This window comes from Micromonospora sp. DT62 (genome assembly GCF_049847285.1).
GTDB classification, from domain to species: domain Bacteria; phylum Actinomycetota; class Actinomycetes; order Mycobacteriales; family Micromonosporaceae; genus Micromonospora; species Micromonospora reichwaldensis.
The window spans coordinates 59,981-73,420 of record NZ_JBNCOB010000026.1; the positions used below are offsets into that span (position 1 = coordinate 59,981).

10 protein-coding genes are annotated in these 13,440 nt (G+C 71.0%); 5 read left to right on the forward strand and 5 right to left on the reverse strand.

What is annotated here, in order from left to right; all coding sequences use genetic code 11:
- Positions 1–559: 559 nt before the first annotated feature.
- The 3 genes from ACPXCB_RS26140 to ACPXCB_RS26150 all read right to left on the reverse strand — a co-directional run bounded on the left by ACPXCB_RS26140 (position 560) and on the right by ACPXCB_RS26150 (position 3,692).
- Positions 560–1,576, reverse strand: a complete 1,017-nt coding sequence (locus tag ACPXCB_RS26140) for a CapA family protein (protein ID WP_425878303.1) — start codon at positions 1,574–1,576, stop codon at positions 560–562.
- 260 nt (positions 1,577–1,836) lie between these two features.
- Positions 1,837–2,151 carry a hypothetical protein gene (locus tag ACPXCB_RS26145; protein WP_425878305.1) on the reverse strand — a complete coding sequence of 105 codons (315 nt, stop codon included), beginning with the start codon at positions 2,149–2,151 and terminating at the stop codon, positions 1,837–1,839.
- A gap of 35 nt (positions 2,152–2,186) precedes the next feature.
- The gene (locus tag ACPXCB_RS26150; protein ID WP_425878307.1) at positions 2,187–3,692 is read right to left on the reverse strand and encodes an AMP-binding protein; all 1,506 of its coding nucleotides are present in this window, start codon (positions 3,690–3,692) and stop codon (positions 2,187–2,189) included.
- A gap of 328 nt (positions 3,693–4,020) precedes the next feature.
- Here ACPXCB_RS26150 and ACPXCB_RS26155 point away from each other — a divergent pair, with 328 nt between their 5' ends.
- The 4 genes from ACPXCB_RS26155 to ACPXCB_RS26170 are packed head-to-tail and all read left to right on the forward strand — an operon-like array spanning position 4,021 to position 12,019.
- Positions 4,021–7,281, forward strand: a complete 3,261-nt coding sequence (locus ACPXCB_RS26155) for a non-ribosomal peptide synthetase (RefSeq protein WP_425878309.1) — start codon at positions 4,021–4,023, stop codon at positions 7,279–7,281.
- 33 nt (positions 7,282–7,314) lie between these two features.
- A complete protein-coding gene (locus ACPXCB_RS26160) occupies positions 7,315–8,256 on the forward strand; it encodes a TauD/TfdA family dioxygenase (protein ID WP_210839226.1) in 942 nt (313 codons plus the stop codon).
- Positions 8,253–10,181 (forward strand): condensation domain-containing protein, encoded by a 1,929-nt coding sequence (locus ACPXCB_RS26165; RefSeq protein WP_425878311.1) that lies wholly within the window; start codon positions 8,253–8,255, stop codon positions 10,179–10,181. The genes ACPXCB_RS26160 and ACPXCB_RS26165 overlap by 4 nt, the downstream gene beginning before the upstream one ends.
- Positions 10,178–12,019, forward strand: a complete 1,842-nt coding sequence (locus ACPXCB_RS26170) for a non-ribosomal peptide synthetase (RefSeq protein WP_425878313.1) — start codon at positions 10,178–10,180, stop codon at positions 12,017–12,019. Before ACPXCB_RS26165 ends, ACPXCB_RS26170 begins: the two co-directional genes overlap by 4 nt.
- Here the strand turns inward: ACPXCB_RS26170 and ACPXCB_RS26175 are convergent.
- Both ACPXCB_RS26175 and ACPXCB_RS26180 read right to left on the reverse strand, forming a co-directional pair.
- Positions 12,016–12,522 (reverse strand): hypothetical protein, encoded by a 507-nt coding sequence (locus ACPXCB_RS26175; RefSeq protein ID WP_425878315.1) that lies wholly within the window; start codon positions 12,520–12,522, stop codon positions 12,016–12,018. The genes ACPXCB_RS26170 and ACPXCB_RS26175 overlap by 4 nt on opposite strands.
- Before the next feature lie 175 nt (positions 12,523–12,697).
- Positions 12,698–12,940 (reverse strand): type II toxin-antitoxin system Phd/YefM family antitoxin, encoded by a 243-nt coding sequence (locus ACPXCB_RS26180; protein ID WP_425878340.1) that lies wholly within the window; start codon positions 12,938–12,940, stop codon positions 12,698–12,700.
- On the opposite strand from ACPXCB_RS26180, the gene ACPXCB_RS26185 reads away from it, so the two are divergent.
- A complete protein-coding gene (locus ACPXCB_RS26185; protein WP_425878341.1) occupies positions 12,854–13,429 on the forward strand; it encodes an RNA-guided endonuclease InsQ/TnpB family protein in 576 nt (191 codons plus the stop codon). The genes ACPXCB_RS26180 and ACPXCB_RS26185 overlap by 87 nt on opposite strands.
- The last annotated feature ends 11 nt before the right edge of the window (positions 13,430–13,440 follow it).

Consider the following 13,440-nt stretch of genomic DNA (forward strand, 5'->3'; position numbering starts at 1 on the left):
GAGGAACGACACGCGAGGCAGCGGGCACGAATGGGTCGCGACTCTTCCCGGCGTCACCCACGGACCGACACCCGCCACCGCCCGATTGATGCAAGCGAATACGCCTTCCCGACACATGAGACCCGACGGTCACCAGGAATGAGTCCGCAGGGCGCGCCGCAAAAAACGGCCGAACCCGGGTCGACTCCGGAGCCATGACAATCGCGGCACGGCACACCCGCTCCGAACTGGGCGAAGCCCTATCGGATAATTGCCGATGACAGCCGGAACGTTGGGCGTATCCGGTTGCGGCACGCCGCTCGTGGTGCTGCCGGGCGTGGAACTCAGCACGTCCGAAGGGCGATTCCTCGCCAGCCGGGAGGAGGGGGACCCGCTTCCGCCCCTCGAGTTGATCGGTCCGAACGCCAGCAGCCGGGCCAGTGTCCTCGTACCGTCCACCCTTACCTGGGGCAGCGTCTCGCCACGCCAGGGTGTGCCACGTTGAGCCGCTGCCGCAGCCCGCACTCCCTAAGAGTCCTCGTCGCATCGTCAGGGGTTGATGGGGTATCCGTTTTGCGATTCAGTGTGGAATCCGTAGCCCGGCGGAGAAGGCGCCCCGCAGGTCGACGTATCCGTTGATCCGCCGTACGATCGCGGCGTAGTGCGCCCGACGCGGGGCGGGCACCACTGGGTCACTCAGCGCGGCGGTCAGGTCGACGACGCGGGCCGTCGGTCGGTACTCCATCCAGGTTGGCAGCACGGTCACGGCGGTGACCTCCCAACCGCCGGACGGGGTGCGAGTGAAGGTGAATTCAGGAACAACCGCGTCCTGGGTACTTTCCGCCGAGCCGTCACTGAACCGGGTGGTCAGGTTGCCCATGCCATAGGCGACCCACTTCGCGCCGACCTTCTCGAAGGGCTGCACCACGTGCGCATGATGGCCGATGATCAGGTCGATGTCGGGCGAGGACAGTAGTCGGGTCGCGAGGTCGACCTGATCGGCGTTCGGTTCGTTCTGGTACTCCGTACCCCAATGCATCGACAGGATGACGATCTCCGCGCCGGCAGCGCGGGCCCGCCGTGCTTCGGCGAGGATGGCGTCCGCGTCGATCAGGTTGGCCGCCCATGGTCGTCCGGGTGGCAGTGGGATGTCATTGAAGCTCAAGGTGTACGAGAGTTGTCCGACCTTCACGCCGCCCACGTCCATGACGTTTGGGCGTTGGCTCTCCGCCGCAGTGCGGGCCGTGCCCGTATGCCGCAGGCCCACCCGGTCGAGGTTGTCCAGAGTGCGGGCGATGCCCTCGGCTCCGACGTCCAGTGAGTGGTTGGATGCGGTGGAACAGGTGTCGAATCCTGCCCATGCGGCGGCGTCGGCGAGTGCGGGAGGCACGCTGAAGTTCGGCCAGCCGGTGAACGGACCGCCCGGCTCGGCCAGGGGCGTCTCCATGTGGCAGATGGCCAGATCGGCGGCGCTCACGCGGGCGCGGACCGCGGCGAGCACTTGGGTGAAGTCGTGCCCATCGCGTCCTGCTCGGCGCGCATCGGCGGCTGCCTGCTCGGTGAGCGCGGGGTGTACGAGCAGGTCGCCGGCCGCCACCACGGTGAGTGTGGTTCGGGGTCCGGGGCTGGTGGCGGCGGTGGAGGAGTGGGGTGGCCCGCCTCTCGGCTCCCTCTCCGCCGCGTCACAGCCGCCCGCCAGAACAGCGATCATGAGTACTACCAGAGCTGACATTATCCTCATATCAGCACATAATGCCGCTGCTTCAAACAGGGCGCCGGGGAAGAGGAAGATCCCCTTCCCGGGGTGCAGGAAGAGTCAGATGTCGGCGACGTCTTGGCGAACCGTCTCCTGACGGCTTACTCCGACGTAACCGCCCGGCTGCCGGCGGAGCTGGGCAGGCTGCAACCTCGCACGGTAGTTGCACAGCGTGGTTTCTTCGACGTCGAGTTCGCGTTCGTCCAGCCAGCTCTGCAGTTCAGCGGCGACGCTGCCGTCGGCGGCCAGGCGGCATGCCCGAAGGACTGCAGCTCGGCCTTCTCAGCAGCCGCTGCGGCTTTGGGGAAACCGCGACGCTTCTGCTGGCGCCGTTTCCCGTCCTGCCCTGGTGCCAGGTCGATGACGTAGTACCAGGCGATCTTGTTGCCGCCGAGGCGATAGCTGCTGACGGTCATGAGGACACCCGTCAGTGCTGGCGGGGCAGCGGGCCCTACGGGCGACACAGGAAGTCGGCGGCCATCCGGTCGACCGCGGCCCGGTCCAGCTTGCCGTTCGGCAGTCTCGGCAGTTCCTCGACCGCCTCCCAGCGGCTCGGCAGGGCGCCGCGAGGCAGGTCGTCGCGGAGCAGCCGGCGCAGGTCGGGCAGGCTCTCGCGGGCGTCGGCACAGGCCACGAAGGCGACAAGACTGGAAACCGTCGAGCCTCGGCGGGCGATGCCGACGGCGGCGGGTCGCCCGCCGACGCGCCGTACGATCGCCTGCTCGATCTCCGCCAGCTCGATCCGCATACCGCCGATCTTGAGTTGGGTGTCGCGGCGGCCCACGAAGTGGACGAGATCCTCGGCATCCAGGCTGACGATGTCGCCGGTCCGATAGGTTCGCGCCCCCTCGACGTCCGGGAAGTGCGCGAGCCCACCGGCCGCGGTCGCGTATCCGGCTGCGACGCCCGGGCCCGAGATCCGCAGTTCACCGGTTCGGGAGCCGGTCCGCTCGCCGTCGAGGTCGATGTACGCGGTCGTCCCGGGAATCGGCCGGCCGATCGGCACGTCGGACGAGCCCGCGTCCGCCGGACGGCACCGGTGGACCATCGTCCACACGGTGCCCTCGGTCGGTCCGTACTCGTTGTAGAGCGCCGCACCGGGGAGCCGCGCGAAGTGCCGGCCGACGAGGCGCGGCGGGCAGGGCTCCCCCGCGACGATGACCGTGCTGAGGCTCGTGAGCTGCTTCGGGCCGGCCGTGTCCAGTACCGCCTCGTAGAGGGTGGGCAGCAGCAGGAGGTGGGAGCCGCGGAAGCGGTCCGCCGCCGTGACGATGGCCTCGGCGTCGAGCGGGTTGCGGGCGGGGATGACGAGGTGCGCCCCGGTCGCCAGCGACCAGTAGATGCCGGCCACGGAGCTGTCGAAGGATACCGACGAGCAGAGCAGGTAGACCGACGGCGCCTCCGGGTAGTAGTGGATGCGGGCGCGGGTGGAGTATCCGAGGCCGTCGTGGGTGACCACCACGCCCTTCGGCGTACCGGTCGAGCCACTGGTGAACAGCGTGTACGCCGGGGACTCCCCCGCCGGCCGGGCGCGCGGGGACGCTCCGGACGACCCCGCGGCGGCGCCCGTGATCCGGAGTCCGGCGTCGGGGTGCTCGGATTCGATGATGCGGCAGGTCGCCCCGCTCGCCACGATGACGTCCTCCTGCCGCCGGCGGGGAAACAACCGGTCGACCGGCACGTACTGCGCGCCGGCCCGCAGCACGGCGAGCATCGCGACGATCGCCCACCGGGACGCGGCGGTCTGGATAATCACCGGTTCCGCCGCGCCGACGCCGGCCGCCCGCAGCTCCGCCGCCAGTGAGCGGGTCTCGGTGTCCAGGTCCGCGAAGGTCAGGCAGCCGCCGGGATCGGACACGGCGGGCCGCTCCCCGAACCGGCCGAAGGAGGCGCCCAGCAAAGGAAGAATCGGCTCGCCGACGGCGAGGTCCGCACCCACGAGCCGGATCGATTCCACGTCGCCCCCCGAGCCTCCGCAGACAAGTCAGGGTAGCCGCCCCCAACGCTCGCGTCCAGCCGATGCCGACCCCGTCAATGGTCGATTAGCGCCAATGTCTGATGGCGGCTTTCAGATCTTGGCAAGGGTGCCGTGGCAGGCGCTTGACGAAACTCGGCGGGCCTTGTTGTACTGGGTCGGTCTTCACGATCGTGCACCGCGATTTCGGCGGCGGCACGACCGATAGCGGCGTCCGAGTGGCCGCAGCCAATTAACGTCCACCTCATGAATTGTTGGCGATCAGGACTCGCGAGGCCGATTGATGCAGCGTTCGGACGAAGGAACGGAGGTGCCGTCGCGGCCGGAGGCGGTCTCCGCCAGCCAGCGGCGCTTCTGGTTCCTGGACCAGATCACGCCCGGCGTCCCCGTCTACAACAGCTATTCGGCGATTGACCTGTCGGGCCCGCTCGACCCCGCGCTAGCGGTCCGGGCGCTGCAGGGGGTCGTCCGCCGGCACCGCATCCTGCGTTCCCGATTCCGGGACGAGGACGGCCAGCCGGCCATCGACACGTCGACGGGTGACCAACCGGCGGCGATACCGTTCATCGACCTCTCCGCGCTGCCGGACCCGGCACGCGGTACGACCGCCGGCGGCCTGGTCGACCGACTCGCGCATCGCAGATTCGACATTCAGCGTGGCCCGCTGTTCCGGGCGGCGGTCATCCGCACGGAAACCGACCGGCACATCGTGCTGTTCGGCGTGCACCACATCGTCTCCGACGGCTGGTCGGCGCAGGTGGTGTTCCGCGATTTCCGCGATCTGTACGCCGCCCTCGCGGAGAATGGCGAATTCCGTCCGACACATTCTCGGCCGCAGTTCTCGGACGTCGTGGCGAGGCAGGAGAAATGGCGGAACAGCGCCGGACATGACCGTCAGCTGGATTACTGGCGCGGTCGACTGGACGGCATCCCCGGCGATTCCCGCGTGCCAGCGGACCGCGGGGCGAGGACCGATGCCGGGCACGCCGCCGGACACGCCCGGTACGCCATCGCCGACGACCTCGCCGGGCGGCTGCGGGCCCTCGCCCGCGCCGAGCGGGTCACGCTGTTCATGGTGCTGCTGACCGGCTTGAAGATCACCGTGTCGCGTTACCTGCAACGCGGCGACATCACGGTGGGCACGCCGATCGCGATGCGCGACGATCCGGACGTCCAGGACATGGTCGGGCCGCTGCTGAACACCCTGGCGCTGCGCACCGATCTGTCCGGCGCGCCGACCGTACGACAGGCCCTGCTCCGGATACGCGACACCTGCCTCGCCGCATACGACAACCAGGACGTCCCCTTCGACTCCGTGGTCGCCGCGCTGGGCGGCGGGCGGGACCTGGAGAACAGCCCCTTCTTCCAGATCCTGTTCCAGTACGTCGCCGGCGCCGGCGAGCGGCACTCCTTCGCCGGCCTGCGGGCCTCACTGAGGGAGGTCGAGCTCGGTCTGGCCAAGCTCGACCTGACCCTCGACGTGGTGGAGGACGACGGCGCCCTGGAGCTCGTCGCCCGGTACCGGGCCAGCAGCTACGACCGGGCCACGATCGACCGTCTGGCAGGGCACTGGCAGAGCGTGCTCGTCGGCATGTGCGAGCGGCCGGACGCGGACATCGAGGACCTCGACGTGCTCACCCCGGCGGAACGGTCCGTGGTCGCCGCCGCGTCGACCGGGGCGCCCGTCGTCGCGCCGCCGGCAACGTCGGCGCTGGATCTCTTCGAGCGGATCGCCGACGCCGACCCGTACGCCGAGGCGGTCGTCTGCGGAAGCGTACGGCTCGGCTACGGGCAACTGGACCAGCGGGCGAACCAACTCGCGCACCGCCTGCGCGAGCTCGGGGTGGCACCCGAGACGCGGGTGGGCATCCTGATGGAGCGTTCGGTCGAGACGATCGTCGCCGTGCTGGCGGTCTGGAAGGCCGGCGGAGCGTACGTGCCGGTCGACACCGACATGCCGGCCGCCCGGCGGGAGGCGATCCTGGCCGACGCGGGCGTGACCGTCCTGCTCACCCAGGAGCAGCTCGCCGGCGACCTCGCCGACGACCGGCGGCACGTGCTGACCGTCGACCCGGACCACACGGCGTTCGGCCACCTGCCGACCGATCGGCCGCCGCGCACCACGGCCGCCGGGCAGCTGAGCTACGTCATCTACACCTCGGGGTCGACCGGACAGCCGAAGGGTGTCATGGCGACCCACGGTGGCCTGCTGGGCACCTGCCTGGCGTGGGAACACGCGTTCGGGCTCCGGGGGCGGATCCGGTCGCACCTGCAGATGGCGAACTTCTGCTTCGACGGCTTCCTCGGGGAACTCGTCCGGTCCCTCACGTCCGGGGCGAAGCTGGTGGTCTGCCCCCGCGAGTTCCTGCTCTCGCCCGACCGGCTGCTCGCCCTGATCCGGGACGAACGGGTGGATGTCGCGGACTTCGTACCGACCGTCCTGCGGGCGTTGTCCGGGCACCTTGAGCGCAGCGGCCAGGGCCTCGGCGGGCTCCGGCTCGTCATCGTGGGGTCCGACACCGTACCCGCGGACGAGCTGGCCCGCCTCCGGCGGCTCGGCGGGCCGGACACTGAGGTGGTCAACTGCTACGGGCTCACCGAGGCAACCGTGGACAGCACCTACTTCGTCTGCCCGCCTGACTGGCCGGAAGACACGTCCGTGCTCATCGGCGAACCGCTGCCCGGAATGACGGTCCATCTCCTGGACCCGGCGCTGCGGCCGGTGCCGCCGGGAATGCCCGGCACGATCTTCGTCGGCGGCCCCACGGTGGCTCGCGGATACCTGGGCGATCCCGGCCGGACGGCGTCGGTCTTCCTGCCCGACCCGTTCAGCCCGCTGCCCGGCGCCCGAATGTACCGGACCGGCGACCGGGCGCGTTTCCGCCGGACGCCGCAGGGGTTGCGGATCGAGTATCTCGGCCGGGCCGACCAGCAGGTCAAGATCCGCGCGTACCGGGTCGAGCTGGGCGAGATCGAGGCGGCCCTGCGGCGCCTGCCGGGCGTCCGCGACGCGGTGGCGGTCGTAAACGACAGCGATCCCACCGACCGGCGGGTGCATGCCTTCGTCGCCGCCGCCGAGACCGCCGAGACGCGGGACTGGCATGCCGCGCTGCGCGCGACACTTCCCCACTACATGCTTCCCGATCGTCTGGTGCTGCTGCCCGCGCTACCGACCACGGCGACCGGTAAGACGGACCGCCGCGCCCTGGCGGGTCGCCCCGGCCGGGAGATCCCCCTGCCGGGCACCGGGACGCCGCCGCGTACCGAGACCGAGCGGCGGCTGGCTCGGCTGTGGACGCGGGTGCTCCGCGGGCGGCGGACCGGTGTGCACGACGACTTCTTCGTCGCCGGTGGCGACTCCCTGCTGGCCATGCAGCTCGTGGCGCGCGTGCGGGCCGAGTGGGGCATCGAGTACGGACTCCGGCAGTTCTTCCGCCAACCGACGATCGCGCAGGTCGCCGCGAGGATCGACGCCGAGGACGAGCGCCCCGACCGGGACCTCGCCCGGCTGGACGAGATCGTTCCGGTGGCCCGTGAAGTCGTCCGTCACCCCGCTGACGGAACGCCGTGATCCCGCTCGCCGACCGGCGCTGAAGGAGAGGCCGTGGACCTTCCGTACGTCATCCGCAGTGACCGCCCCGCGGAGAGGCTCACCGACCGGATCGCGGCCGACCGCCCCGAGATCCGGCACAGGTTACGCACCAACGGCGCGGTCCTGCTCCGCGCCTTCGACGTCGGCGGAGTCGACGGTCTCGAGGCGGCGGTGCGGGCGCTGTCCGGTGATCCGCTGCCCTACACGGAGCGTTCCTCACCCCGGTCGACGATCAAGGGGAGGATCTACACCTCCACCGACTACCCACCCACAGAGGAGATCTTCTTCCACAACGAGAACTCCTACCAGAGTTCCTGGCCGATGACGCTGTACTTCCACTGCGTACAGCCGCCCCTGGAGCGGGGCGCCACCCCGCTGGCCGACACCCGCGGCGTGCTGCGGGAGCTCGACCCGACGGTGCTGGAGGAGTTCGCCAGGCGCCGGTGGATGGTCCGGCGCAACTTCACTCCCGACGTGGGCCTCCCCTGGCAGGAGGTGTTCAACACCACCGACCGTGACCAGGTCGACCGCTACTGCGCCGAGCACGGCATCGAGGCGCAGTGGCGCGGCCCGCAATGGCTGCGCACGACCTCGGTCCGCGATGCCGTGCACCGGCACCCGCAGACCGGGGAGCGGGTGTGGTTCAACCACGCCGCCATCTTCCACGTCACCACCCTCGGGCCCGACGTCCGCTCCGGGCTGCTGGAGATGTTCGGGGAGGACGGACTGCCCAGCAACAGCTACTTCGGCGACGGAGGCGCGATCCCCGACGACGTCATCGGCCACGTCCGCGACAGCTACCGCGCGGCCGGCACCCGATTCGACTACGAGCGCGACGACGTGCTCGTGATCGACAACATGCTGACCTCCCACGCGCGTGAGCCGTTCCGGGGCCCGCGCCGGATCGCCGTCGCCATGGCCGAACCGGTGCCGACGGTCGGAGCGGCGTCATGAGCGGGGCCGGTCCGGTCGAATCGAGCGAGGCCTCCTCGGCGCAGCGTCGCATCCACTTCCTCGACCAACTGGTGCCGGACGGCGCGGTGCAGAACATCACCCGGGCCCTCGATCTGCACGGTGAGCTGAACGTCGCGGCGCTCGATCGGGCACTGCGGCGGACCGTGCGCCGGCACGAGAGCCTGCGGACCTGTTTCGCCGTCGTCGACGGCAGCCTGCGTCAGCTGATCACCGAGCGGGAGCCGCGGCTGCGCGTCGTCGACGTCCGTGACGTCCTGTCGGGGGACGCCGCGCCGTCGCCGGCGGGACTGGTGCAGGCGCTGACCGACCAGGAGGCGGTACGCGTGTTCGACCTCGCGCGCGCCCCGCTGCTGCGCCTCACCCTGCTGCACACCGGTCCGCGCCGGTACGTACTGCTGACGTCGTTCCACCACATCATCGCCGACGCCTGGTCGGTCGACATCTTCTTCACCGAGCTGGCGGCGCTCTACCGTGCCGATCGGACCGGAGAGCCGGCGCTCCTGCCCGAACCACGGCTGCAGTACGCCGACTACGCCACCTGGCAGAACCGGCTGATGCGGGCCGGCCGTTGGGAACGCGGCAGTGCCTACTGGCGGGAGCAGTTGCGGGACGCGACGGAGCTGGCCCTGCCCACGGATCGTCCCCGACCGGCCCGGCCCGCTTACCGCGGTGGCAGCTACCGCTTCTCCCTCGACACCGCCGTCACCGCGCGCCTGGGGGAACTCGCCCGCGCGGAGGGTGCCACCGTCTTCATGGCGCTGCTCGCCGGATTCGCGATCCTCTTGCACCGCTGCACGGGCCAGCAGGACATCGTCGTGGGCGGAACGGCCTCAGGACGCGACCGGCCGAAGATCGAGTCGCTGATCGGCGCCTTCGTCAACATGCTCGCCCTCCGGATCCGGGTGGACGGCGATCGGAGCGCCCGCGAGGTGCTCCGGCTCACCTCGGAGACCTGCCAGGACGCGTACGAGCACCAGGACGTCCCGTTCGAGCAGGTGGTGGCGGCGCGGGGCGAGGCACGCCGGTCGGACCGCCACCCGATCTTCCAGGTCGTGTTCCAGATGATCACAGAGGCGGACCCTGAGTTGGCCCTGCCGGGTGCCACCGGCACGTTGCGCGAGGTCGACCGGGAGAACTCCACCTACGACCTGGTCTGCACGGTCACCCGGACGCGGGAGCGGCTCGCCGGGCGGATCGACTACGACACCGATCTCTTCGCACGCTCGTCCGTCGTGGCGCTCGCCGACTGCTGGCTGGCCATCCTCGCCGACCTCGGCCGGGACCCGGACCGGAAGGTCCGCGAGCTGGCGCCCGGCGGTGACCGTACGTCCGGCGCACCACCGGCTCCGGTGACCCGGGCCGCGCTGGACCAGGTGCTCGACGTCGCCGCGCTTGCCGGACCCGACGCGGGTGACGACCTGCACGGCGAGGTCGTCGACGTGCACGGGCTGCCGACGCCGGTGGCTATGCCCGGCGAGTTGTGGGTCGTCGGCGGAGGCTGGCGGACCCGCACCGGGCGGCTGGTCCGGCGGCGCCCGGACGGGACCCTGGCGCCCGCGTACCTGCCCGACCACCCCGCCGAGGGGGTCGAGACGCGGGTCGCGGGCACCGGCCCCACGGACGCGACCGAGGCCGCGATCGCCGCGATCTGGAGCGAGGTACTCGCCCGCCCCGACATCGGCCGGCACGACAACTTCTTCGTGCTGGGCGGGCACTCCCTGCTGGCGACCGTCGTCGTGACCCTCATCCAGGAGCGTCTCGGGGCACCGCTCAGCCTGGCCGACTTCTTCCTGTACCCGACGGTCGCCGGGCTCGCGGCCGAACTGACCGCGCGGCCTGCCGTCGCGGGGACCGACGGCGAGCTGGCCGACATGTTGGCAGACCTGGAGCGCGAGTCGACATGACCGAGACGACCGAGGCGCCGATGTCCCGCACCGGGTCCGCGCCGACCAGCGCGACGACGGCCGGTGCCGCCGCCATCCCGGACGTGGTCGGGCTGGTCGAGCGGTGTGCCGCGGGTACACCGGACGCCGTCGCGGTGACCATGGGCGACACCCACCTGACGTACGGGCAGCTCGACCGGCGCGCCGACGGGCTCGCCCGGCGGCTTCGGGACCTCGGCGTCGGCCCGGGACGGATCGTCGGCCTGCACGCCGATCGGTCGCCCGAGCTGATCGTCGGCCTGCTGGCCGTGTTGAAGTCCGGCGGCGCCTACCTGCCCCTCGACCCGGCGCTGCCCGACGACCGCCTGCGCTTCATGGTCGACGACGCCGCCGCGTCGATCGTGCTGACCCGACCCGGGCGGCACGGCCCGATGGCCGGCGGCTCGTACGAACTGGTCTCCCTGGACGAGGCCGGGGACGGGGACGGGGACGGGGCCGGGGCGAGGCTCGGGGCCGGAGCCGGCCCACGGGACCTGGCGTACGTGATGTACACCTCGGGCTCCACCGGGCGACCGAAGGGCGTCATGGTGGAGCGCCAAGGGCTGGCGAACTACGTGCGGTGGCTGATGGCCGAGTTCTCGCCGGGCAACCCGGTGCACAGTCTGCTGCACAGCTCGATCGCGTTCGACTTCTCCGCCACCAACATCTACCTGCCGTTGGTGACCGGCGGGAGCCTCGCGCTGGCGCCGCCGGACGCCGACCACGAGGCCCTCGCCCGACTGCTCCAGGACTCGCGGCTGGACCTCGTCCGGGTGACCCCGTCGCACGCCGAGCTGCTGGACGCCGCCACGGGCGGGCGGACGCCACCACCCGGGCCGCGGTACGTCGTCGTGGGCGGCGAGATCCTCCGGGCGCACCAGGTGTCGACCCTGCGCCGCCTCTTTCCCGGATCAGTCGTCTACAACCACTACGGACCGACCGAGACGGTGATCGGGCGCTGCTTCCTGTGCCTCGACGAATCCGCCGGGTTCCACCTGGACGACTACGCCGCCCATGATCCCGTGCCGGTCGGCGGCCCGATCCCCAACACCCTGCTCACGGTGCGTCCCCGAGAGCCGGAGGCGACCGCGGACGACACCGGCGAGCTGCTGATCGGCGGGCTCGGCCTGGCCCGCGGATATCTGAACCTCCCCACGCTCACCGAACGGAACTTCGTCACGCTGCCGGACGGTACCCGGGCGTACCGGACCGGCGACCTGGTGCGCCTGGACGACCGGCGGCGGCTCGTGGTGGTGGGACGGACCGACGACCAGGTCAAGATCCGCGGGCACCGCGTGGAGCTGGGCGAGGTCGAGGCCTGCCTGCGGGCGTCCGACGAGGTACGCGCCGCCGCCGTCGTGAAGGTGGCCTCCCCCGGCGACGCCCTGGTCGCATTCGTCGTACCTGAACGGGACGGGCATCTTGATCCGGCCGCCCTGCGCGCCGGCCTGGCCCGGAGGCTGCCCAACTACATGCTGCCGCACCGGTTCGTCGTACTGGACGCGCTGCCGCTCTCCGCCAACCGCAAGCTTGACCGGGCCGCCCTCGCCGCGCTGGCGGTCGCCCCCGCGCCCCGACCGGTGGCCGAGCCGTCCGACCCGCAGCCGGAGAGTCGGGAGGAGCGGTTCCTGCGGTGCGTACGGGACGTGCTGGGGCTGAGCGAGTTGTCGGCGGACGACGACTTCCTCGCCCTGGGCGGCGACTCGATCGCCGCGATGAAGCTGGCCGCCCGGTGCCGGGCGATCGGCATCGAGCTGCGGTACACCCAGATCCTCGTCGCCCGGAGCCTCGGCGAGACGCTGGACGGCGCCACCCACTAGCGCAGCGTCGGCGACACGGCGGCGGAGCCGTACCGTGAGGGCCGCGCGTCCACGCCCGCGTACCAGTCGACCAGGGCCCGCTCCGCGACCCGGCGGCGCTCCTGGGTGCCGGTGTCCTCACCGTCGTTGAGGACCACGAGGTCACCGCCCAGCCGGTGCAGCTGGACGACCTGCTCTTGGCTGAACCCGCGGCCGAGCAGGTAGGGCAACGCCCAGAAGTCGAAGTTCCACATCGGCATCCACAACGACTCCGTCACCTCGGCGAAGACGCGATCCACTGCGTCGCACGCGCCCGCCGAGTCCATCGTCGCGTGCCGCCAACGGAAGTCTCTACCGGTCAGCGCGTACTTCGCCGCCTGCCGGTGGATCGGGGCCCGGTGGTTGTACCACCACGGCTCGATCCGGAAGAACGTCGGCGCCACGTCGTTGAGGAAGTCGATCGTGTTCTGCACCGTCTGCTCCGTCTCGCCGGGAAAGCCGGCGATGAACGAGGCGAACGACATGATGCCGCGCTCGTTGAGCCGCTCGATGCCGTTGCGGTACCCGGTCGACGCTGGCCGACTTGCTCATCGCCAGAATGCGGGCCAGCGCTCCGCCCTTCAGGGCGGGGGTGAAGGGCCGCGCTGGGAGGGCCGCCAAGGGCCGCGCTGGGAGGGCCGCCAAGGCCCGGGCAGTGCCTTAGGCCGCAACCTGCTCGTTCTGTTCAGCCACGGGAACCGGCACGATGGCGGCGATTCGACGGCCGTTACGGGTCACGTAGATCGTCCGGTTGCGGACGGCGGTGTCGTTCAGGATCTCGGCCAGGTTCTTCCGCAGGTCGGCCACGCTGATCTCATTCGTGTCGGTCATGGCGCCCTCTCCCGAAAGCAGCGCGGGAGTCAGAACCGCAAGGAGGCCGTCGTCAAGGTCGCCAGGGCACATGCACGGGTGGCCGACACCCGGCGGGACTGGCAGCACAAGCTCTCGACACGGATCATCCGCGACAACCAAGCGGTGTACGTCGAGGACTTGTGTGTGACCGGTCTCGGCCGCACCAGGCTCGCCAAGTCGGTCCACGACGCCGGGTGGGCCAGTTTCATCGCCATGCTGGAGTACAAGGCCGCCCGGTACGGGCGCATGTTCGCCAAGGTCGATCGCTTCGCGCCCACGTCGCAGACGTGCTCTGCGTGCGGCCGGATCGACGGACCGAAACCGCTGTCCGTCCGGTCGTGGGCCTGCCCGTGCGGGGCGGCCCACGACCGGGACGTCAACGCGGCCATCAACGTGCTCGCGGCGGGACGCGCCGAGAGCCTAAACGCCTGTGGAGCGCAGGTAAGACCAGCACGTGTGCTGGCACCGCGCCGGGAAGCAGGAATCCGCCCGGACGCCGCGTGTTCCACGCGAAGCGTGGAGGGATTCCCCGTCCTTTAGGGCGGGGAGAT

What these genes read in the sequence shown, in the direction of transcription:
- ACPXCB_RS26145 (WP_425878305.1), bottom strand. Translation starts at nt 2,151, where the DNA reads ATGACCGTCAGCAGCTATCGCCTCGGCGGCAACAAGATCGCCTGGTAC.
- ACPXCB_RS26165 (WP_425878311.1), top strand. Translation starts at nt 8,253, where the DNA reads ATGAGCGGGGCCGGTCCGGTCGAATCGAGCGAGGCCTCCTCGGCGCAG.
- ACPXCB_RS26170 (WP_425878313.1), top strand. Translation starts at nt 10,178, where the DNA reads ATGACCGAGACGACCGAGGCGCCGATGTCCCGCACCGGGTCCGCGCCG.
- ACPXCB_RS26175 (WP_425878315.1), bottom strand. Translation starts at nt 12,522, where the DNA reads ATGTCGTTCGCCTCGTTCATCGCCGGCTTTCCCGGCGAGACGGAGCAG.
- ACPXCB_RS26180 (WP_425878340.1), bottom strand. Translation starts at nt 12,940, where the DNA reads ATGTGCCCTGGCGACCTTGACGACGGCCTCCTTGCGGTTCTGACTCCC.